The following is a 20,932-nucleotide window of genomic DNA, read 5'->3' on the forward strand; positions in this document are numbered from 1 at the left end:
CTCTAGAAACGCCCGAGAAATCTCTTGCGCGGAACGACGCTAGAACGATTTGGCGCAATGACTTCGTTCACACCAGCGCGATCAAGAAGCGGAGCAAGCGAATCCACTCCCTTGTTCAGAGCAATCGTAAGTTCGTCCGCGTAGAGCGGCAGGATGCAAAAGAAGTTGATCTTGTTGCCGTCCTTTGTCCGAAGGGTGTTCGATCCGGAAATCCAGCAGATGTTTGCGTCAACTAGCAAAGACGCGCAAAGCCTGGTGCTGGAATGGTACGGTTCCGGCGGCTCTGCCGACACGAATGTATGCGACGCCCAAACCCATGAGCCATACTCATGCGGCAGACGAGCCAGGAACTTGAGAAGGCCGATCGGCCAATATTTCGCCTCCTCCTTCAGCTGGTCTTCCGGAACCATGCCATCTTCGGATGCTTTAAACCAATCGGCTGGCAGCACGATGAACAGTTCGGCGAACTCGAAGTCAGATCGCGGGTGAAGGCCCTCGGGAACATTCATCGGCAGATCGCTCATGCCGCTGGTAATGAAAGTCCAGTTGTTGCGTTTGTCGTTCGGAGGAAAAATCAAGATATCGAGATGAATCTTATCCGACAATATCTCGTGGAATACCCCGGCTTGCTGACCCAGGAAGCCTCCCAGAAACGGCTCGATCTCTTCGATGTACCGACCAGCGTAAAGAGGCGCATGCCAATCACCGGCATCGTCGGCCTTGTGCCTGTAAATGGGGGCGCCGCTGGGCAACTGCTCACCCATCAATACACCCTGGCCTTTGGCGCGATCTTGGCCGGGTTGATGCCGCCGTCTGCCTCCTTGAGCAGCGTCTCGGTGTGCACCGGCCGGTAGGTGAGCGCCACCTCGCCGTCCTCGTTGAGCCGGGCCAGCGTATGCTTGCGCCAGTTCGCGTCGTCGCGGGCCGAAAAGTCCTCCCGCGCGTGCGCGCCGCGGCTTTCCTTGCGCGCCTCGGCGCCGTAGACGGTGGTGATGGCGTTGGCCATCAGGTTTTCCAGCTCCAGCGTCTCGACCAGATCGGAGTTCCAGATCATCGAGCGATCGAACACTTTTACGTCCTTGAGCTCGCCCCAAAGCTGCGAAATGCGCTTGCAGCCGCTTTCCAGCGATTCCTGGGTGCGGAACACCGCTGCGTCCTCCTGCATAGCCTTCTGCATCTTCTCGCGCAAAACCGCTGTCGGCGTCGAGCCGTTGGCGTGACGCAGCCGGTCGAAGCGGTCCATGATCTTTTCGACGGCGGCTTCGTTGGGCGAGGGAATCGCCGATGTGCGGTCGATCACCTGGCCGGCCCGGATCGCCGCCGCACGGCCGAACACCACCAGGTCGATCAGCGAGTTGGAGCCCAGCCGGTTGGCGCCGTGCACCGAGGCGCAGCCGGCCTCGCCGACCGCCATCAGCCCGGGTGACACCTGGTCCGGATTCGACGCCGTCGGGTTCAGCACCTCACCCCAGTAATTGGTCGGCACGCCGCCCATATTGTAGTGGACCGTCGGCAGCACCGGGATCGGTTCCTTGGTCAGGTCGACGCCGGCAAAGATCTTTGCCGATTCCGAAATACCGGGAAGCCTCTCGTGCAGAACGGCCGGGTCGAGATGGTCGAGATGCAGGAAGATGTGATCCTTCTTCGGGCCGACGCCGCGGCCCTCGCGGATCTCCAGCGTCATACAGCGCGAGACCACGTCTCGGGAAGCAAGGTCCTTGGCCGACGGCGCGTAGCGCTCCATGAAGCGCTCGCCCTCGGAATTGACGAGATAGCCGCCCTCGCCGCGCGCGCCCTCGGTGATCAGGCAGCCGGCGCCGTAGATGCCGGTCGGGTGGAACTGCACGAACTCCATGTCCTGCAGCGGCAGGCCTGCGCGTGCGGCCATGCCGCCGCCATCGCCGGTGCAGGTGTGCGCCGAAGTGGCCGAGAAATAGGCGCGGCCATAGCCGCCTGTCGCCAGCACCACCATCTTGGCCGAAAAGCGGTGGATGGTGCCGTCGTCGAGGTTCCAGGCGACGACGCCGGTGCAGGTTCCGTCCGGCTCCATGATCAGGTCGAGGGCAAAATACTCGATGAAGAACTGCGCATTGTGCTTCAGCGACTGGCCGTAGAGCGTGTGCAGCATGGCGTGGCCGGTGCGGTCGGCGGCCGCACAGGTGCGCTGCACTGGCGGCCCCTCGCCGAAATTCATCATCATGCCGCCGAACGGCCGCTGGTAGATTTTCCCGTCCTCGGTGCGGCTGAAGGGAACGCCGTAGTGCTCGAGCTCGTAGACCGCCGCCGGCGCTTCGCGCACCATGTATTCCTGCGCGTCGGTGTCGCCCAGCCAATCCGAGCCCTTGACCGTGTCGAAGAGATGCCACTGCCAGTTGTCTGGCCCCATATTGGCGAGCGAGGCGGCAATGCCGCCCTGCGCCGCCACCGTGTGCGAGCGCGTCGGGAACACCTTGGTGATGCAGGCGGTGCGCAGGCCCTGCTCGGCCATGCCGAGCGTGGCGCGCAGGCCGGCGCCGCCGGCGCCGACGACCACGACGTCGAATTTGTGGTCGACATAGCTATAGGCGGAAGCCGTGTTGGCGTTCTTCGCGTCCTTGGCCAAAACTCAGCCTCCAAATGCCAGTTTAAGCAGGGCGAAGACCGAGGCGACGCCGACGACTACGGGAAAGAATGTGTTGAGGGCGAGCAGCGCCAGCCTGGCGCCTTCGCCATGCACATAGTCTTCGATGATTGCCTGCATGCCGAGCCGCATGTGGTAGAGCACCGACAACAGCACCAGCGCCAGCACCAGTGCCACGAACGGATTGGCAAGTGCGGCGCGCACCTCGAGATAGCTGGCGCCATTGAGTGCGATCAGGAAGCCGACGAAGAACAGGACCAACGGGATATTGGAAATCGCCGTCAGCCGCTGGCGCCAGAAATGGCCGGTGCCCTCGCGGGCGGAACCGAGGCCGCGGACCTTGGCCAGCGGCGTGCGCATGTCGGTGTTCTTGCCGTTCATGTCAGGCTCCCCGCGCCATGTAGCCGGCGATCCAGATCAGCAGCGTCAGCGTGACCGAGCCGGCCAGCGTCGCCCAGGCGATCCTCGAGGCGGTATGCTTTTCCAGCCCTGCCCCAGTGTCCCAGATCAGATGGCGGACACCGCCCAGCATGTGGTGCATCAGCGCCCAGCTGTAGCCGAACAGCACCAGCCGTCCCAGCCACGAGCCGAAGGCCCAGTTGACGGCATTGAAGGTCGCTTCCGAGCTCGCCGCCGCCATCAACCACAGCGCGACCAGCAGCGTGCCGAAATAGAGCGCTCCGCCGGTGATCCGGTGGACGATCGACATCGTCATGGTGATCGGCGGCCGATAGACGGTCAGGTGCGGCGAAAGCGGCCGTTCGCGTCTGGCAAATTCGCGGGTGGCTGGTGATTTGCTCATGGCTCCCCCAGTTCGGCGTCTCTGGAGCCTCAGGTGGAAATGCGGCATTGCCGCTTCCGGTTGCGACTTCGGACAGCCGGTTTCTAATGCTCTTTTTGCACCGCGTCAAAGCCGGAAAATCGTTTCGAAAACGTAATTTAGTCTGACGAAAGCGAGGCTTTCAGCTTCAATCGATTAGGGCTGTGGCCTTGAGCCGGCACAATGTCGCTGCACTGCGAAAATATGGCTGGCGCAAGGGGCGGATCAGCGCTTGCAGGCCAGCGGTGATGCACCGCCCTTCATCACCAGCGCATCACGCCCATCGATCACGATTGCGTCATGCGCCTCGCCGTAGCGGCTTGTCTGATTGGCCGGTGAGGCCGGCAGCTCGGCGCTGGTGCCGTCGGGGCCGAGCACGCGCACCGACGTGCCGAGGTTCTCGATGGTCATCACGCTACCGTCGGCGCATTTGTAGGTTGCGGTGCGCGGCTGCCGTGCCGCCGGTTCGCTAGCGGCGGGAGCAAGCGACACGGAAGCGGCGGGCGTATTACCGAGCTTGGGCGCGCTGGTCTGCGGCGCGCAGGCGGCGGCGGCTAGCAGCGGCGGAATGGCCAGCGCCATCCGAAACGTGCGGCGTAATCTCATGCTGCTTTTCTCCCGCGCATCGAACCCGCCGCGATGCTCCGGCAAGCCCCCGGATTTTCATGCTTTTTGAGTCGCGCTCGATGCCGGCGATGGTGGGAACACGGCATGGCCGAATGATGGCCGGTGGGTGCTCGAAATTAACCATGTTTTCCGAGACCTCGCCCCGGCTGCGGTTGCCCTCTTAACAAAGGTTAATAAAAGGTTAATTTCTGATTCGAGGAGGCTTGCCTCTCAGCAAAGGAGCAGCACGCCATGCATTCGAATTCAGCAGGATCGCGCCTTCCCTGGTTCCTTGTGGCGGCGCTCGCCCTCGGCATCGCCGCACCGGCATCCGCCGGGACGCGCCATCACGACCGCGTCTATGCCGATTCCTTCGGCAATCTCGTCATCGACAGCGCCGCCGGCTACAAGCGTATCCTCGTTGGCGAGGGCAAGCTGGCCAAGGAATTATCCGACTACACCAGCGCCGGCCAGCCCGACGTGATCTACGAAAATGAATCGGACGATGTCCGCGGCGGCGACTGCTACAGGCCGCCGGTTTTCGTCAAGGGCCGCAGCTATATGTACGGCCTCTCCGACGGCGAAATGCCGGAGCTCAGCCCCTGCCGCTGACGGCCACGCCGCCCTTTGTCGACGGCGCCGGCAGGGCAACAGCCGACCCCACCGAGACACGCACGCAATCGCGGCCGCTGCCCTTCGCCTGATAGAGCGCTTTGTCGGCGCGCCGCAGCAGGTCGGAAAAGCTTTCGCCCGGACCAAGCTCGGCAACGCCGAAGCTGGCGCTGCAGCGATGATCCGCCGGCAGGCAGTCGATCGGCGTGGCACCGAAGGCGCTACGCGTGCCCTCGGCAAAGAGCCGGGCGGCGGCTAGATTGGTCCCCGGCAGGAAAATAGCGAATTCTTCGCCGCCGATACGGCCGGCGACGTAATGGTCGGCCGCTGCATCGCGGAGAAAACCGGCAAAGGTCTCGATGACCCGATCGCCGGACGCGTGGCCGTAAGTATCGTTGATGCGCTTGAAATGGTCGAGATCGGCAATGACCAGTGCCGCTGGAGCGGCCCGCCGCATGGCGTCGCGCAGTGCGATCTCGGCATGGCGCTCGAAGCCGCCACGGTTGAGCAGCCGCGAAAGCGTATCGGTTTCCGACTTCGATGTCGCTTCGGCGAGCACGTCGCGGACCAGGATAGCCAATGTCACCAGCGCAAGCGCCAGGCCGAACACGGTGCCGATCGACTGCGACACCAAGGCGTAGCTGGTCTGCGCATAAGATTGCGGATTGGCACCCCAGCCGCCGAGCGCATGGGCGATGAAGGGTTTGCTGGCGAATTGCAAGGTGCTGGCCGCCAGGACAGCCATCAGCATATAGTCGAGCCGCTCGCGTCTTTGCCTGGACGACAAGACGATCGCCAGCCCGGTGAATTGCATGGCCGCATAGGGAAGCTGGTAGGCTGCCATTCGCACAAAGGACTGACGTGGCAGGTCCTGCACGAAGTAGACCGCCACGGTGGCGAAGACCAGGAACAATAGCATCGGAGGCCAAGGCGGCGTGACGCCGTATTTAAGGGCAAGCCCGCCATTGAAGGCGACGGTAGCGCCAAGGAAAGCGGCAAAGGCGGCGACAACCACGGGGCGCGCATTGTCGAAGGCAGGGATGCTGAACTCAATCGCGAAATAGGCCATGCCTAGCGCATAGCCGAACGCCAGCCAGCGCGCCGATACACGTCCGGCGTCATAGACCGCTATCGTCATGAACGCCGCCGCCAGCAGCCCGGCGACGAACAGGTTGATCACCAGGATAAAACTAGCGCTGCCCATGGCGTTTTGGCACTCCCCCCGAACAGCAAATCACCGACGCGCGAAAAAGACGTTAATTCGAAGCCGCCGCTGACGCTCAGCCGGCACTGGTCCGATTGGGAAGGACGACCGTTTCAGGCCGCTGATAGGACAGGCATACGCTGTCGCGGCCACTCCTTTTGGCTTTATAGAGCGCTTCGTCGGCGCGACGCATCAGCGGGTCCAGCGCTTCGTCGCTGGTGCGGGCGGCCACGCCGAAGCTCGCGGTCACTCTTGTGTCGGGCGGAAGCCCGTCGATTCTGCCCGCCGAATAGAGCGTGCGAATGGCTTCGGCAAACAGTCTTGCCGCGCCGAGGTCGCTGAGCGGCAACAGCACGGCGAACTCTTCGCCGCCGATGCGGCCGGCAACGCCGCCCGTGCCTGCAGCCGATAGAAGCTTGGCAGCGAAGTCGGCGATGACGCGATCCCCGGCTGCGTGGCCATGCTGATCGTTGAGTGCCTTGAAATGATCGAGATCGGCCAGCACCAGCGCAACCGGCAACCGCGCCGTGGCACAGTGCTGCAGGACCAGCGTGGCACGCTCCTCGAAACCGCGGCGGTTGAGCAGGCCCGACAGCGGGTCTGTCAGGGTTTCGGTCTTCAGGGCCTTCATCACATCGAGCGCCGCGGCGCCGAACAGGCAAAGCGCAATAAGCAGCGACAGCAGTGCGTGCGACAGCAGCGCCGTCGTCCAGTAAGACGAGGTGTAAAGCCCTTCATAGCTGGTGAACGGCCCATGCGCGATGACGACGGCAAGGGTCCGCACCAGGAAGTTCAGGCCGGAAAGCAGCGACAGCACGAACAGGATCATTTCTGTCGGGCCGTTGTTGCGCACCACGCGCAACTCGGCGGCGACAACCAGGCTGATGCCGCCGAAGCTGAAATTGATGGCAAGGATGCGCCAGGTGAGATCCGGCCGGGCAAAAAGAAACCATGAGAACGCGGCCAGGCCGCCGCAGGCCAGAATGCCGACCGCCGGGTAAGGCACACGCCGCCCATAGCGCGCAATGACCGCGCCGGCGAGACAGCAGGTGGCAAAGGTGAAGCACAGGATCGAGATGAGCTTGGTGGGCGCCATACCGACCGGCAACGTGAAATACTGGAGCAGGAAGCCTGCGGCCGAGGTCGAGTAGCCCGCCGCCAGCACGGCCAGATAGGGACGGTGGCGCTGATAGAACCACAGCACGAGAAATGCCGCGCCGAGTGTGAGCGCGATGCCTGGATTGAGCAGCGCTATGAGCAGGCCGGTGTCCAAGCGCTGTGAGTTCCCCTCGCTTCCCCTTGGAGGACCTTAGAGCTGAAGCCCAAACAAGCGGTTAAGCGAAAGCGAATATACGACCAATGCGTCGACAAAGCCGCTGGGCGGAACCGCGAACGGCGAGCGGCGTTTCACGACGGCAACCAGGAGACACTCCGATGGCCGACACGATCATGCTGACCGATCACGATGCAATTCGCTCATGGGCCGCGGCGCGCGCAGGCTTTCCGGCGATCGTCGACGTGTCGCCGGAAGCCGGAACGCAGCCCATGCTGAGGCTGGTCTTCGGCCAGCATGCCTATCAGGACCAGGATGAGGCCGAACGCCCGGTCAATGCCGGCGGCTACGAACTGGTCGAATGGGACGAATGGTTCAAGCTCTTCGACGAGCGCCAACTGGCGCTGGTCGTCGCAAAGGATCAACCCGGCCGCCGTGAGGGATTTCACGAATTCGTCAGACGGCCCGGCTGAAGAATGCCCGAACCGCATTGCGGCTCGGGCACCTCACATCCGACTGCGCGCGCCCTGCGCTATTTCCACTCGCGGATGTCGACGAAATGGCCGGCAATCGCCGCCGCCGCCGCCATTGCCGGCGACACCAGATGAGTGCGGCCCTTGAAGCCCTGGCGCCCTTCGAAATTGCGGTTCGAGGTCGAGGCGCAGCGTTCATGCGGCTTCAGCCGGTCGTCGTTCATGGCAAGGCACATCGAGCAGCCCGGCTCGCGCCAGTCAAACCCGGCGGCGACAAAGATCTTGTCGAGGCCTTCGGCCTCGGCCTGTTCCTTGACCAGACCGGAGCCCGGCACGATCATCGCACTGACCCGCGGATTGACCTTCTTGCCTTCGATCACCTTGGCGGCGGCGCGCAGATCCTCGATGCGGCCATTGGTGCAGGAGCCGATGAAGACGCGGTCAAGTTCGATATCGGTGATCTTGGTGCCCGGCGTCAGGCCCATATAGTCGAGTGCGCGTTGCTTGGACGTGCGCTTGTTCTCATCAGTGATGTCGTCCGGGTTCGGCACGATGCCTTGCACCGAGACAACGTCTTCGGGCGAGGAGCCCCAGGAGACGATCGGCGGCAGTTTTGCCGCGTCGAGCACGACCACCTTGTCGAAATGCGCGCCTTCGTCGGACTGCAGCGTCTTCCAGTAGGCGAGCGCGGCATCCCAGGCTTCGCCCTTGGGGGCGCGCGGCTTGTCCTTGACATAGGCGAAGGTGGTCTCGTCGGGCGCGATCAGGCCGGCGCGCGCGCCGGCTTCGATCGACATGTTGCAGATCGTCATGCGGCCTTCCATCGACAGCGCACGGATTGCCTCGCCGGCATATTCGATGACATAGCCGGTGCCGCCGGCCGTGCCGATCTCGCCGATGATGGCGAGGATGATGTCCTTGGCGGTGACGCCTTCCGGCAGTGCGCCGTCGACGCGCACCAGCATGTTCTTGGCCTTGCGCTGGATCAGCGTCTGCGTCGCCAGCACATGCTCGACTTCCGAGGTGCCGATGCCATGCGCCAGCGCGCCGAACGCGCCATGCGTCGAGGTGTGGCTGTCGCCGCAGACGATGGTCATGCCGGGCAGCGTAAAGCCTTGCTCGGGACCGATGATGTGGACGATGCCCTGGCGGATGTCCTTCTCGGAATAATACTCGACGCCAAAATCCTTGGCGTTCTTGGCCAGCGCCTCGACCTGGATGCGGCTTTCCTCGTTCTTGATGCCGAACTTGCGCTCCGGCGAGGTCGACACATTGTGATCGACCACGGCCAGCGTCTTTTCCGGATGCCGAACCTTGCGGCCGGTCATGCGCAGGCCTTCGAAAGCCTGCGGGCTGGTCACTTCGTGGACGAGGTGGCGGTCGATGTAGAGCAGGCAGGTGCCGTCATCCTGGCGGTCGACGACATGGTCGTCGAAAATCTTGTCGTAGAGGGTGCGCGGTGCGCTCATGTGCGTAAATCCGTCGATTTTAAAAAGGGAAAAGGACACCGGTCGGACCGGCGAAACAGCCTGGCGAGTCCGACCTAGCTAAGTCGGCTGGTCAGCGCCCCGCAGACGCGCGCGGAAAATCGCGACGGCAGGCGTTTTCTGTCCTGCAGCACGAAACCCTTATAGGCCGGATCGCCAAAAAGCTCTTCCATGGCGCTGCTCATATCAATGTTTTGGCTTTTCAGCAATCGCGTCTGCCTTCGCAGGCGCTTCACAGCACCTCGAACACGAAGGTCTTCACCAGCGCGTCGGGCTCGGCGATTGCGTAGCAGCGGAACCACGGGCTCTCCTCGACCGGCCGCCATTTTTTCGCCTGCTCCAGTTCGTCAAACACGGCTTGAAATCCGCCGCTTTCAAAAACCTGGTCGCGAACTGTGAAGATGGCGTGGCCGCCCGTCCTGGTGATGCGCACCAGCTCATGCAGGCCCGACGCCGGCGCGTGGCTGATGGTGAACACGCCGGTCGAGAAGAAGGCGCGGAAATATCCGTCCGGCCAGGGCAATGGCCCGCCGAGCATCGCCTGTTTCAGCTCGCTGTAGGCCTGCCGGCTGCCGGCGATTTTCAGCATGTCCTGCGACAGGTCGAGCCCGGCAATGTCGTGGTAGCCGAGTGCCTTGAGCGACGGCCCCGACAGGCCGGTGCCGCAGCCGGCGTCGAGCAGCGGCCCTTCGCCCGACGGCACGTGGCGCGCCACCCAGGCGGTGATCAGGAACGGCAGGAGATAGCCGAGCGCCGCGGTTTCGCCGTCATAGGTCGCGGCCCATTGCGCATAGGCCTTGGCGAGCGCCTCAGGTGTGTCGGCCGTGTAGACTGCCTCCAGCGCCGCATTGGCCTTGTCGATGATCATGGGTCCTCCCCGGTCGCGTCCGCTCGATGGTATCGCCGTTTTCGCCTGCCTTCTATTCCTCATGCTGGTGGCGCAGCCGCTTCTCCAGCGCCCGCAAGGCCAGCGACAGGCCGACGGTCAGGATGAGATAGATATAGGCGACGATCGAATAGGTTTCGAAGAAGCGGAACGAGCCGGCGGCGTAGATCTTGCCCATCTGGGTGATGTCGGCGACGCCGAGCACCGAGACCAGCGAGGAATCCTTGACCATGGCGACGAAATCATTACCGAGCGGCGGCAGGATGGTGCGGATCGCCTGCGGAAAGACGACCAGCCGGAAGCGCTGCGTGCGCGTCAGCCCGAGCGCCTTCGCCGCCTCGATCTGGCCCTTCTCGACCGCCTGGATACCGGCGCGGAAGACCTCCGAGATGAAGGCGGAATAGCCGATGGTCAGCGCCATGACGGCGCGCCATAAAAGCGAGACGTCGCGTACCAGCAGCTCACCGAAGAGGCCGGCGCTTTGCAGCGGCGCCGTCAGCGCGTTCCATGCCGCGACGAAGGCCGGCGCGCCGGCAAAGGCGATCCAGAACAACAGCACCAGCATCGGCACGCCGCGGATGATCTCGACGTAGAAGCGGCCGATCTGGCTGAGCCAGCGTGAGCCCGACAGGCCCATCAGCGCGACGCCGAGCCCGATCGCGCAAGCCAGCGCGAAGGCGACCACAGTGACGAAGATGGTAACGCCGATGCCCTTGGCGACGGTAGCGAAGACCTGGGCATAGAGGTCGCTGGCCGCGATGAAGATGGCGGCGGCCAAGGCGATCGCCACGGCCACGGCAAGCCACCAGGGGAAGTCGGATTTGGTGGTGGATGGGGGCGGCATCAGGCGACGCCGGCAAAGCAGACATCGCAAAGGCATGGTGCCAAGGCACCCCCCTCTGTCCTGCCGGACATCTCCCCCTCAAGGGGGGAGATTGGCTGCTTCGCGGATAGCGCCCACTTGCCGCCCTTGGAGATTGGCGAAAGCTGAGGTGACATCCAATCTCCCCCCTTGAGGGGGAGATGCCCGGCAGGGCAGAGGGGGGTCTCGTAGAGCAAAGTCGGTGAGCGTTCTAGCGCGCAATCGTCATGCAAGACGAGCTCACTGCCCCATCTTGTAGTCGAGGAACCACTTCTTGTTGAGCGCGTCGAGCGTGCCGTCGGCCTTGAGCGCGGCGATTGCCGCGTTGACCGGCTTCACCAGGTCGGAGCCCTTGGGGAAGATGAAGCCGAAGTCCTCGGTGCCGAGCGGCCCGCCGATCAGCTTCAGCCCGCCATTGGACGCATCGACATAGCCCTTGCCGGCAGTGCCGTCGGTGAGCACGACGTCGACGTCGCCGGCCTTCAGCGCCTGCACCGTCGCGCCGAACGTCTCGAACAGCTTTATGCGCGGGTTCTGCTCATTGCCGTCGAGCACGCTGTAGACGGCGGTGTAGAAGGGCGTAGTGCCGGCCTGCGCGCCGATCAGCCCGTCCTTGAAGGCGGCGAACGTCTTGGCATCGCTGAAGCGCTTCTCGTCGCCGCGCACCAGCATGAACTGCTCCGAACGCATATAGGGGTCGGAGAAGTCGACCTTCTGCTTGCGGTCGTCCTTGATGGTGATGCCGGTCATGCCGATGTTGTACTGGTTGTCCGAAACCGCCTGGATCATCGCGTCCCAGGAGGTATTCTGGTACTCGACCTTGAAATTCAGCCGTTTGGCGATCTCGTTCATCGCGTCATATTCCCAACCGATCTGCTTGCCGGTCTTGGCATCGATGAACTGCAGCGGCGGATAGGCATTTTCGGTGACCACCACCACCTTCTTGCCGCCGAGGTCGGGCAGCGCCTGCGCCAGAGCCGCGACGGGCACGAGAAGGCAAGCCAGCAGGCCGGCCAGCAGCAGTTTCGAATTGATCATGACGATGCTCCCCAGGAACTGAACCGCCTCGATCGGCCGAGGCATGCAGGAAATCCGGCGCCGACTTTAGCTTTCCGCAGGCGCCTTGCAAGCCGCTCCGATGCGGCGTTCGGCACGAAAATGGATTCCAATGCTTTCAACGAAGGGATTACGGAACGATCCGTTTCGATAGCGGGACCGAGGCGGCCCGGCAAAAATGGAATCCACCTCGCGAAACAAAAAGGCGGCCGAAGCCGCCTTTCCGAAAATACGGTCTTGAAGAGCCTTATTCGGCGGCAGCTGCTTCCGCGGCCTTGGCGGCCTCGTCGGCGGCCTTCTTCTCGGCGGCGTCCTGCGCCGCCTTCTCGGCGGCCAGCGCCTGGGCGGCGGCCACTTTCTCGGCCTCGATGCGCGCCTTCTCGGCGTTCAGCGCATCGCGCTCTTCGTCGTTCAGCTTGCGGGCGCGCACGCCGGTGTTTTCCGAAATACGCGCCGACTTGCCGCGACGGTCACGCAAATAGTACAGCTTGGCGCGACGCACCTTGCCGCGGCGCACGATCTCGACGCCCTCGACCATCGGCGAATAGACCGGGAACACACGCTCCACGCCTTCGCCGTAGGAGATCTTGCGGACGGTGAAGCTCTCCTGGAAACCGGCGCCGGCGCGGGCGATGACGACGCCCTCATACGCCTGGACGCGGGTGCGGGTGCCTTCGGTCACGCGGACCTGGACGCGCACGGTGTCGCCGGGCTGGAATTCGGGGAGCTTGCGCTTGGCTTCGATCTTGGCGGCCTGCTCGGCCTCGAGCTGACGGAGGATGTCCATCTCATAAATCCACTTCTTGTTCTTCCGACAGTCAGAGCGTCCGACACTCGCCTTGCAGTCCCATCGACCGCTCGGCTATGCCCTTCGTTCGAGAACGTCTGTTCGAGAACATCGGGCAGGGGCGACTACACCGTCATTGTTGACGGGCCAGAAGATCGCTCTTGGCAGATTTTTCTTCCGGTTCGGCGCGCACATACAGCTATTTCGGCGCTTTGTCACGTCTTCGCTGTTTCTTTTTTGGCGCTGCTTCTTTTTGGCTGGCGCCCGCTGTGGCAATCCCGTGATCGCTTGTGGTCCAGGGGGTTGCGCCCGCGCGTCAAGCTTTCTAAGCCGGAAGATAAGCATTTTCCTCCAGCGACGACACCCCTCATGCCAATCTTGGACGCGGTCCTGCTCTTTCTCGCCGGCTTTCTATCAGGCGCGGTCAACGCCGTTGCCGGCGGCGGCACGTTCATAACCTTTGGCGCCATGACCCTGGCCGGCCTGCCGCCGATCGTCGCCAATGCGACATCGTCGGTGACGCAATTTCCTGGCTACATCACCTCGACGCTCGCCTACTGGCACGACATCAAGCATTTCTGGCGCGGCGCGCTGCTGCTCAGCCTCATTTCGGCTCTCGGTGCGCTGTCTGGCGCGCTCATCCTTCTAGGGCTCGACAACCCGTCGTTCCGCGCCTTGGTGCCGTGGCTGCTGCTGGCGGCAACCGCATTGTTCGCTGCCGGGCCATGGCTGAAGCCGGCGCCCAAGCCGGAGCATGAGGCCGCGGTGGGTTCGCTGATCGGGTCGCTGGCGCAGTTCGCCACCGCCGTCTATGGCGGCTTCTTCGGCGCCGGCATGGGCGTCATGATGCTGGCGACGCTCGGTCTCACCCAGTCCGGCGACTATCACCGGCTGAACGCACTGAAGAACATGCTGGCCGTGGTCATCGCTGCGGTCGCCATCCTGGTCTTTGTCTCGGGCGGCGTCATCGCCTGGCTGCAGGCGATCATCATGATTCCGGGCGGCGCGCTCGGCGGCTATGCCGGCGTCTGGATCGCCAGGCGCGTGCCGCAGAACGCGGTGCGCGGCTTCGTCATCGCCGTCGGCCTGTTCCTGGCTTTTTACTATTTCGACAAGGGCTGAGCGGCTAAAAGATCCGGCCTTCGCTCTTTCGTCAGCCTCTCCGCTTCGGCCCGCCGCCACGCCGCGATCTTCTTGTGATTGCCCGAAATCAGCACTTCGGGAATCGGCCGGCCCTCGAACTCCTGCGGCCGCGTATAATGCGGATGTTCGAGCAGGCCGTTTTCAAAGCTCTCTTCCTCGCCCGATACCGCATTGCCCATCACGCCGGGCAGCAGGCGCATCACGGCATCGAGCAGCACGAGTGCCGCCGGCTCGCCGCCGGACAGGATGAAGTCGCCGATCGAAACTTCCTCGAGGCCGCGCGCCTCGATGACCCGCTGGTCGACGCCTTCGAAGCGGCCGCAGACGATCACCGCACCCGGCCCGGCGGCGAGCTCGCGCACCCGTGCCTGGTTCAGCGGCCGGCCGCGCGGGCTCATCAGCAGGCGCGGACGCGGATCGCCTGGCGGCGAGGCATGGTCGATGGCACTGGCCAGCACGTCTGCCCGCATTACCATGCCGGCGCCGCCGCCGGCCGGTGTGTCATCGACGGTACGGTGACGATCGCTGGCGAAGTCGCGGATCTGGATTGTTTCGAGTGACCAGATGCCCGTCTCGAGCGCGCGGCCGGCCAGCGACAGGCCAAGCGCGCCGGGAAACATCTCGGGGTAGAGCGTCAGCACCGACGCCGAAAAACTCACCGGTTGCCTCCGGCGTCCCTCGGCCCGCGCGGCCTGCCCTTGGGGTCGAAACCGTCGTCACCGGCAGGCTCGCCGTCCTCGTCCTCGACCAACCCTGCGGCGGCTGGATCAACGCGGACAAAGCCGCCGGCGATCGACACTTCCGGAACAGCGGCCTGCGTGAACGGAATGAGCACGCCTTTGCGCCCGGCAAGCGTCACGTCGAGAATGTCGCCGCCGCCGAAATTGTGCACGGCGACGACCTTGCCGATGACCGCGCCGGTATCATCCTTGACCTCCAGCCCGACGAGGTCGGCATGGTAGAATTCATCCTCTTCGCCCTCATCGGGCAACACCGAACGATCGACGAACAATTCGGTGCCGGCGAGCGCCTCCGCGGCATTGCGGTCGTTGACGCCTTTGAACCGCACCACCACGACGGTGTTGGCAGGCCTGATGTCGACGATCTGGAAGGCGCGGCCATCCCTGGCGTAGAGCGGACCGTAATCGGCCAGAGCCAGCGGGTCGCCGGTAAAGCTCTTGACGCGCAATTCGCCCTTGATGCCGTGCGCGGCACCGATCACGGCCATCTGGACGGGGTTTTGCGGCTTGCTCATCTGCGGAAAATCCTTTGCCTTGCTCTAACCCCAGCCCGTCGTCATTTCAATGACGCCGCTCTTCACCGCTTCCTAACCCGCGTGCCGGAAGATGGCGGGGAACTGGAAGAGCGCAATGCAGGAATTCCTCATACCGGCGAAACCCGATCTTCAGGCGGCGCGCGAGGCCTGGCTGAAGATGCTGGCGCGAGAACGCCGGCTGTCGCCCGAAACCGTCGAGGCTTATGAACGCGACACGCGCCAGTTCCTGCATTTCCTGACCGGCCATTGCGGCGGCTCGCCCGGCATTTCCGACATCGCCGATCTGCGCCCGGCCGATTTGCGCGGCTTTCTCGCTGCCCGCCGTGCCGAGGGCGCCGGCGCCCGCACGCTCGGACGCGGGCTGGCTGGCATCCGCTCGCTGCTGCGTTTCCTGGAACGGCGCGGCCTCGCCAATGCGGCGGGTGCGGCAGCCTTGCGCGCGTCGCGGCAGCCGAAATCGCTGCCCAAGCCGCTGACCGCAAGCGATGCAAAACACGTTGTCTCGGTAGAAGGCCAGCTGGCGGAGGAGCCGTGGATCGCCGCCCGCAACGCCGCCGTGCTGACCCTGCTCTATGGGTCGGGCCTGCGCATTTCCGAGGCGCTCGGGCTGTCGGGCGCCGATCTGTCCTCGCCTGGTGAGACCGTGCTGCGCGTCACCGGCAAGGGCGACAAGACGCGGCTGGTGCCAGTGCTGCCGGTGGCGCTGCGGGCGATTGCCGAATATCGCCGCTTGTGTCCCTATCATCTCGATCCCAAGGGCCTGCTGTTTCGCGGTGCCCGCGGCGGTCCGCTCAACCCGGCGATCGTCCAGCGCGACATGGCCAAGCTGCGCTCGGCGCTCAACCTGCCCGACACGGCGACGCCGCATGCGCTGCGCCATTCCTTCGCCACGCATCTGCTTGGGCGCGGCGGCGACCTGCGCACCATCCAGGAGCTGCTCGGCCACGCCAGCCTGTCGACAACCCAGATATACACCGGCGTCGACACCGCGAGGCTGCTCGAGATTTACGAAGCAGCTCATCCTCGCGCGTGATGGACGCTTGAATCGGTGACCATCTCGCAACAATTTTGATGCGCCGATTAACCGTTTTGCCGCTTTTTGCGCCTAGAACCGCAGCATGAAACGCCTCATCGCCATCGCCGACCGCGCAACCCATGTGTCGCTGAAGCTGCTCGTCGCGCTCAACGCCCTGTTTTTTCTCTCTTTCCTCATCGTCGCGCTGCTCGCCGCGGGCAAGGCACGCGCCGAGACCCCGGCCTGCGCCGGTAGCGATATGCTGAGCGCGCTGCTCAAGGACGACCCGGCTGCCTACCGCAAGATCGAGGCAGACGCGGCAGCGACGCCGAACGGCAAGGGCCTGCTGTGGAAGCTCGAAAAATCGGGCGAAAAACCGTCCTTCCTGTTCGGCACCATGCACGTTACCGACCCGCGCGTCACCACGCTGCCGCCCGCCGCACAAAAGGCATTCGATGCAGCTGGAACCGTCGTCATCGAGACCACCGAAGTGCTCGACAAGCAGAAGATGATGGCCGCACTGCTGAAAGAGCCGGATCTGATGATGTTCACCGACAAGACGACGCTTTCGTCGCTGCTGTCGCCGGACGATGCGGCGGTGGTCAACAAGGCGCTCGATGCGCGTGGCATCCCGCCAGCGACCGTCGCCAAGATGAAACCCTGGTTGCTGTCGGCGATGGTGGCGCTGCCTGCATGCGAAGTCGCCCGCCAGGCTGGCGGCGCGCCGGTGCTCGACGTCAAGCTTGCCAAGGACGCCGAGGCTTCGGGCAAATCAGTCGAGGGGCTGGAGACAATCGCCGACCAGCTGCGCGCGATGGCTTCGCTGCCGATCGCCTTTCACCTGAAGGGGCTGGTCGATACGCTGAAGCTTGGCGACAAGGTGAACGACGTCAACGAAACCATGATCGTGCTTTACCGGCGTGGCGACACTGGCATGTACGTACCGCTGTTTCGGACCGTCATTCCCGAACAGGTCGACGACCAATCGGGTTACGCCGAATTCGAGCAGACCATGATCACCAGCCGCAACAAGGTGATGGTCGATCGTGCCGCGCCGATCCTCGCCCACGGCAATGTCTTCATGGCGGTCGGCGCCATGCACCTTCCCGGCGCGCAAGGCTTGGTCGAGGGTTTCCGCAAGGCCGGCTATACCGTGACCGTCGTCAACTGAACAACACGGCGGAGTTGGACACCGAATCATTGCCAAGGCGGGATCAGCCCTTACCCGTGGCGCGACGGCGGACCGGCCGCGCTTCGTCCAAGAAACTGAAAAAGGTTCGGTTTGGCTCGATCGAACCCATTTTGCGGTGGAAATGCATGCCTGCAAGCGATTCCGGATCAGAATTGCCCTGTTTTCGGCGTTTTCAACGCCTAATGTGAAACCGATTCAACGATTGTACGTTGATGGCTATTACTTGATGTTTTTCATCCACGGAGGACACTTTTATGGCGAACACACCCAATCCGAACGACCCATTCACCTCACCGGGTACCGCACGGCCACGCGGCGGCGGCAGCGGCTGGCTGATTGCCCTGGTCGTCGTTATCCTGGCAATTGTCGCCTATTATGTTTTTGGAAGACGTAGCGAGGCACCTGCGCCTGCCGAACCGCCCGCAGCCAGCACACCGGCTCCGGCTCCAGCACCTGCCGAGCCGATGAAGCCAGCCGAACCGGCTCCTGCGCCAGCTCCGGCAACACCCGCTCCGGCTCCCGCTCCGGCAGAACCTGCACCCGCTCCGGCCCCTGCGCCAGCGCCGGCCCCGGCCCCGGCACCAGCACCGGCCCCGGCCCCGGCACCAGCACCGGCCCCTCAGTAATCAGACTGCTGATTTAATATATGAACGGCCCGCTGAAAGGCGGGCCGTTTTGTTTTTGGGAGCAGCCGTCGATGGCTTCGTCATCCCGGGGCGGAACGGTTACCAGCCGATGTGAAGAGGCACTCGATTCTGGTTCGCCGGAACACTGGCGCTAGGTAACGGCATGGATCCCAGGGTCTCCGCGACGTCGCTTCGCTCCTGCTCCGCCCTGGGATGACGAAGCGCGGATGTTTCAGCCAATCTCTAAGGTTTGCGATTCACCGCGTTTGCTCAGATATGGATGGGCTTGAAGAACGTCGCCAGTGCCGCCTCCTTTACCGCCTCCGACATTGTCGGATGGGCGTGACAGGTGCGGGCTAGGTCTTCCGACGAGCCGCCAAATTCCATCAGCACGGCCGCCTCGTGGATCATCTCGCCGGCGCCGAAGCCGACGATGTGGACGCCGAGCACGCGGTCGCTGGCCTTGTCGGCCAGGATTTTCACAAAGCCGTCGGTGTGCAGCATGGCGCGCGCCCGGCCATTGGCGCTGAACGGAAATTTTCCGGCCTTGTAGTCGATGCCGGCCTTCTTCAATTCTTCTTCTGTCTTGCCGACCGAGGCGATTTCCGGCGTGGTGTAGACGACGCTCGGAATCACCTCATAGTTCACATGACCGGCCTGGCCGGCGATGGTTTCGGCCACCGCCACGCCCTCGTCTTCGGCCTTGTGGGCAAGCATCGGCCCGGCGATGACATCGCCGATGGCGTAGATGCCGGGCACGTTGGTTCTGAGATGGCCGTCGGTCTTGACCCGGCCGCGCTCATCGACGTCGACGCCGGCCTCCTTCAGCCCGAGAGTGTCCGAATAGGCCCGTCGTCCCGTCGCAATCAGCACCGCGTCCGCCTCGATCGTCTCGGCCGCTCCGCCTTTGACCGGCTCGAAGGTGACCGTCGCCCCCTTCTTGGCCTTGGCGACGCCGGTCACCTTGGCGCCCAGCCTGAACTCAAAGCCCTGCTTCGACAGCAGGCGCTGGAACTGCTTGGAGACCTCGCCATCCATGCCGCCCAGGATGGTGTCGAGGAACTCGACCACGGTGACCTTGGCGCCGAGCCGCGCCCATACCGAGCCGAGCTCCAGACCGATGACACCACCGCCGACCACCACCAGATGGCCCGGCACCTTGTCCAGCGACAGCGCGCCGGTCGACGAGATGATCACCTTCTCGTCGAAATCGACCTTGACGCCGGGAATGCCGGCGACGTCGGAGCCGGTGGCGATGACGATGTTCTTGGTCTCGATCTCCTCGACCTTGCCGTCATCGGAGGTCACCGACACCTTGCCGGCCGCAACCACCTTGCCGGTGCCACGAAAACTGTCGATCTTGTTCTTCTTGAACAGGAAGGCGACGCCATTGACGTTGGCCGTCACCGTCGCATCCTTGTGCGCCATCATCTTCCCAAGGTTGAGCTTGGGCGCACCGATCTCGACGCCGAGCGCGTCGAAGGAATGGCCGGCCTCGGCAAACATCTCGGACGCATGCAGCAGCGCCTTCGACGGGATGCAGCCGATGTTGAGGCAGGTACCGCCGAAGGTCGGGTTCTTTTCGATCACCGCCGTCTTCAGACCGAGCTGCGCCGCCTTGATGGCGCAGACATAGCCGCCCGGTCCCGATCCGATGATAACGACGTCATAGGCCATGATAATGTCCCTTTTGCTTTACCGGCCGCCGCCGATTTCCAGATTGGCGCCTGTTGTGTAGGACGCCTCGTCCGACAGCAGCCAGAGAATTGCCGCTGCGACTTCCTCGGCCGTGCCGACGCGCTGCATGGGCACCACCTTGCGCATTCTCTCGGCGCGATCCGGCTGCCCGCCGGAGGCATGAATTTCTGTGTCGATGATGCCCGGGCTGACCGCGTTGACACGAATGCCTTCGCCGGCCACTTCGCGGGCAAGCCCGATGGTGAAGGAATCGACCGCGCCCTTCGTGGCGGCGTAGTCGACATATTGACCCGGCCCGCCAAGCCTTGCCGCGATCGAAGAAACATTGACGATCGCGCCGCCCTTGCCGCCATGCCTGGTCGACATGCGCTTCACCGCCTCGCGGGCGCAAAGCATCGGCGCGATCACATTGATGCGCATCATCCGCTCCAGCCTTGCAGCGCTAAGCTCGTCGACACGCGCGCTCTGGTCGACCACGCCGGCATTGTTGACCAGCGCGTCGAGCCGACCGAAACGGGCATCGACAGCCTCGAACATGGCCAACACGTCCGTCTCGCTGCCGACATCGGCCTTGACTGCGAAGGCTTCTCCGCCAGCGGCCTCGATGTCGGCGACCACCGTTTCGGCTGCTTTTGCATTCGACGCGTAATTGACCGCAATGCGGTAGCCGCGCTTGGCGGCAAGCCTGCATGTAGCGGCGCCGATGCCGCGGCTGCCGCCGGTCACCAGCAGGATTTTTCCGCTTGCGCTCATTCCTGACATCCCTTCAGGGCAAAGACGTCCCAGGGCACCTTGGAAAAGCCGTTGGCGCCATAGGCCGCCGACATCTGCAACGACGCTCCCAAGTCGGGAAGGATCAGCTTCTTCGGCGCATCCTTTCCTTCGCCCGGCAGCAACGCGATATCGCCCTGGTCGTCGGCAGTGTAGATGACGCCCTCCCACACGGTGCAGGCGGCGAGCTCGTCGCCGGTGACGTCGCCAGCCGGGCATTTGTACATCAGCGAGCCATGCGGCCGCGCCACGCCCTCCGTCCACATGACGATGCCGTCGAGCACGACGCCCTTGTCGAGCACCATCTTGAAGGTGTTGGTGACGGCGGCCGACTCCATGGTCGGCCTGAAATCGATCTCGGCGGCGTTCTCAGGATCGCCATAGACGGCGAGCTCGAGCGGGCAGGCGGCGAGGGCCGCGGAGACCGTCTGCACGCCGAGTGCGCAGATTGTGACAAACAAACCGGACCGGAAACGAGAGGAATTCATCCGACGGCGCAGATCCATGCTCCGGCTCACGTCGGCC

At 63.8% G+C, this 20,932-nt stretch carries 22 protein-coding genes; 5 read left to right on the forward strand and 17 right to left on the reverse strand.

The genetic code is table 11. The annotated features are described in order from the left end of the window. Positions 1 to 2: 2 nt before the first annotated feature. The 5 genes from NKJ40_RS23380 to NKJ40_RS23400 form a co-directional block, all read right to left on the reverse strand. On the reverse strand, positions 3 to 764 hold the full coding sequence (locus tag NKJ40_RS23380; RefSeq protein ID WP_352468068.1) for a suppressor of fused domain protein: 762 nt from the start codon (positions 762 to 764) through the stop codon (positions 3 to 5). Beyond that, the gene (sdhA, locus tag NKJ40_RS23385; RefSeq protein WP_352468069.1) at positions 764 to 2,602 is read right to left on the reverse strand and encodes a succinate dehydrogenase flavoprotein subunit; all 1,839 of its coding nucleotides are present in this window, start codon (positions 2,600 to 2,602) and stop codon (positions 764 to 766) included. The genes NKJ40_RS23380 and sdhA overlap by 1 nt, the downstream gene beginning before the upstream one ends. Before the next feature lie 3 nt (positions 2,603 to 2,605). Then, positions 2,606 to 3,001 (reverse strand): succinate dehydrogenase, hydrophobic membrane anchor protein, encoded by a 396-nt coding sequence (sdhD, locus tag NKJ40_RS23390; protein WP_352468070.1) that lies wholly within the window; start codon positions 2,999 to 3,001, stop codon positions 2,606 to 2,608. Between the two features lies 1 nt (position 3,002). Beyond that, positions 3,003 to 3,422, reverse strand: a complete 420-nt coding sequence (gene sdhC / locus NKJ40_RS23395) for a succinate dehydrogenase, cytochrome b556 subunit (protein WP_292663224.1) — start codon at positions 3,420 to 3,422, stop codon at positions 3,003 to 3,005. 243 nt (positions 3,423 to 3,665) lie between these two features. Beyond that, positions 3,666 to 4,046 carry a hypothetical protein gene (locus tag NKJ40_RS23400; protein WP_352468071.1) on the reverse strand — a complete coding sequence of 127 codons (381 nt, stop codon included), beginning with the start codon at positions 4,044 to 4,046 and terminating at the stop codon, positions 3,666 to 3,668. A 252-nt stretch (positions 4,047 to 4,298) separates the two neighbouring features. On the opposite strand from NKJ40_RS23400, the gene NKJ40_RS23405 reads away from it, so the two are divergent. Further along, complete coding sequence (locus tag NKJ40_RS23405) at positions 4,299 to 4,658, forward strand: hypothetical protein (RefSeq protein ID WP_352468072.1); 360 nt, start codon at positions 4,299 to 4,301, stop codon at positions 4,656 to 4,658. Here the strand turns inward: NKJ40_RS23405 and NKJ40_RS23410 are convergent. Together NKJ40_RS23410 and NKJ40_RS23415 are read right to left on the reverse strand one after the other, a co-directional pair. Then, the gene (locus NKJ40_RS23410) at positions 4,642 to 5,862 is read right to left on the reverse strand and encodes a GGDEF domain-containing protein (protein ID WP_352468073.1); all 1,221 of its coding nucleotides are present in this window, start codon (positions 5,860 to 5,862) and stop codon (positions 4,642 to 4,644) included. The two genes, NKJ40_RS23405 and NKJ40_RS23410, sit on opposite strands and share 17 nt — an antisense overlap. A gap of 76 nt (positions 5,863 to 5,938) precedes the next feature. Next, entirely contained in the window at positions 5,939 to 7,135 is a 1,197-nt protein-coding gene (locus NKJ40_RS23415) for a GGDEF domain-containing protein (RefSeq protein WP_352468074.1), read from the reverse strand. A 161-nt stretch (positions 7,136 to 7,296) separates the two neighbouring features. Between NKJ40_RS23415 and NKJ40_RS23420 the strand changes: the two genes are divergently transcribed. Beyond that, a complete protein-coding gene (locus tag NKJ40_RS23420; protein ID WP_352468075.1) occupies positions 7,297 to 7,608 on the forward strand; it encodes a hypothetical protein in 312 nt (103 codons plus the stop codon). A 59-nt stretch (positions 7,609 to 7,667) separates the two neighbouring features. Here the strand turns inward: NKJ40_RS23420 and leuC are convergent, their stop codons facing one another. The 5 genes from leuC to rplS form a co-directional block, all read right to left on the reverse strand. Continuing rightward, positions 7,668 to 9,077, reverse strand: coding sequence for a 3-isopropylmalate dehydratase large subunit (gene leuC / locus NKJ40_RS23425; RefSeq protein WP_352468076.1), 1,410 nt, complete (start codon positions 9,075 to 9,077; stop codon positions 7,668 to 7,670). A 250-nt stretch (positions 9,078 to 9,327) separates the two neighbouring features. Continuing rightward, positions 9,328 to 9,963: a class I SAM-dependent DNA methyltransferase gene (locus NKJ40_RS23430; protein WP_352468077.1), complete on the reverse strand. Its 636-nt coding sequence runs from the start codon at positions 9,961 to 9,963 to the stop codon at positions 9,328 to 9,330. Positions 9,964 to 10,015: 52 nt separating this feature from the next. Beyond that, positions 10,016 to 10,825 carry an amino acid ABC transporter permease gene (locus tag NKJ40_RS23435; RefSeq protein ID WP_352468078.1) on the reverse strand — a complete coding sequence of 270 codons (810 nt, stop codon included), beginning with the start codon at positions 10,823 to 10,825 and terminating at the stop codon, positions 10,016 to 10,018. 258 nt (positions 10,826 to 11,083) lie between these two features. Next, entirely contained in the window at positions 11,084 to 11,881 is a 798-nt protein-coding gene (locus tag NKJ40_RS23440) for a transporter substrate-binding domain-containing protein (protein WP_352468079.1), read from the reverse strand. A 265-nt stretch (positions 11,882 to 12,146) separates the two neighbouring features. Then, on the reverse strand, positions 12,147 to 12,686 hold the full coding sequence (gene rplS / locus NKJ40_RS23445; protein ID WP_352468080.1) for a 50S ribosomal protein L19: 540 nt from the start codon (positions 12,684 to 12,686) through the stop codon (positions 12,147 to 12,149). A gap of 369 nt (positions 12,687 to 13,055) precedes the next feature. On the opposite strand from rplS, the gene NKJ40_RS23450 reads away from it, so the two are divergent. Further along, complete coding sequence (locus tag NKJ40_RS23450; protein WP_352468081.1) at positions 13,056 to 13,808, forward strand: sulfite exporter TauE/SafE family protein; 753 nt, start codon at positions 13,056 to 13,058, stop codon at positions 13,806 to 13,808. Here the strand turns inward: NKJ40_RS23450 and trmD are convergent. Further along, positions 13,790 to 14,488 carry a tRNA (guanosine(37)-N1)-methyltransferase TrmD gene (gene trmD / locus NKJ40_RS23455; protein WP_352468082.1) on the reverse strand — a complete coding sequence of 233 codons (699 nt, stop codon included), beginning with the start codon at positions 14,486 to 14,488 and terminating at the stop codon, positions 13,790 to 13,792. The two genes, NKJ40_RS23450 and trmD, sit on opposite strands and share 19 nt — an antisense overlap. Then, positions 14,485 to 15,084, reverse strand: a complete 600-nt coding sequence (rimM, locus tag NKJ40_RS23460) for a ribosome maturation factor RimM (RefSeq protein WP_352468083.1) — start codon at positions 15,082 to 15,084, stop codon at positions 14,485 to 14,487. The genes trmD and rimM overlap by 4 nt, the downstream gene beginning before the upstream one ends. Positions 15,085 to 15,199: 115 nt before the next feature. Between rimM and NKJ40_RS23465 the strand changes: the two genes are divergently transcribed. Continuing rightward, positions 15,200 to 16,138, forward strand: coding sequence for a tyrosine recombinase XerC (locus NKJ40_RS23465; RefSeq protein ID WP_352468084.1), 939 nt, complete (start codon positions 15,200 to 15,202; stop codon positions 16,136 to 16,138). Positions 16,139 to 16,223: 85 nt separating this feature from the next. Next, the gene (locus NKJ40_RS23470; protein ID WP_352468085.1) at positions 16,224 to 17,291 is read left to right on the forward strand and encodes a TraB/GumN family protein; all 1,068 of its coding nucleotides are present in this window, start codon (positions 16,224 to 16,226) and stop codon (positions 17,289 to 17,291) included. Positions 17,292 to 18,208: 917 nt separating this feature from the next. On the opposite strand, the gene lpdA is transcribed toward NKJ40_RS23470, so the two are convergent. The 3 genes from lpdA to NKJ40_RS23485 are packed head-to-tail and all read right to left on the reverse strand — an operon-like array spanning position 18,209 to position 20,913. Next, entirely contained in the window at positions 18,209 to 19,615 is a 1,407-nt protein-coding gene (gene lpdA, locus NKJ40_RS23475; RefSeq protein ID WP_352468086.1) for a dihydrolipoyl dehydrogenase, read from the reverse strand. Between the two features lie 18 nt (positions 19,616 to 19,633). Continuing rightward, a complete protein-coding gene (locus NKJ40_RS23480; protein ID WP_352468087.1) occupies positions 19,634 to 20,389 on the reverse strand; it encodes an SDR family oxidoreductase in 756 nt (251 codons plus the stop codon). After that, entirely contained in the window at positions 20,386 to 20,913 is a 528-nt protein-coding gene (locus NKJ40_RS23485; protein ID WP_352468088.1) for a hypothetical protein, read from the reverse strand. The genes NKJ40_RS23480 and NKJ40_RS23485 overlap by 4 nt, the downstream gene beginning before the upstream one ends. Between the last annotated feature and the right edge of the window lie 19 nt (positions 20,914 to 20,932).

It is taken from the genome of Mesorhizobium sp. M0119, from assembly GCF_040322615.1.
Lineage (GTDB): Bacteria > Pseudomonadota > Alphaproteobacteria > Rhizobiales > Rhizobiaceae > Mesorhizobium.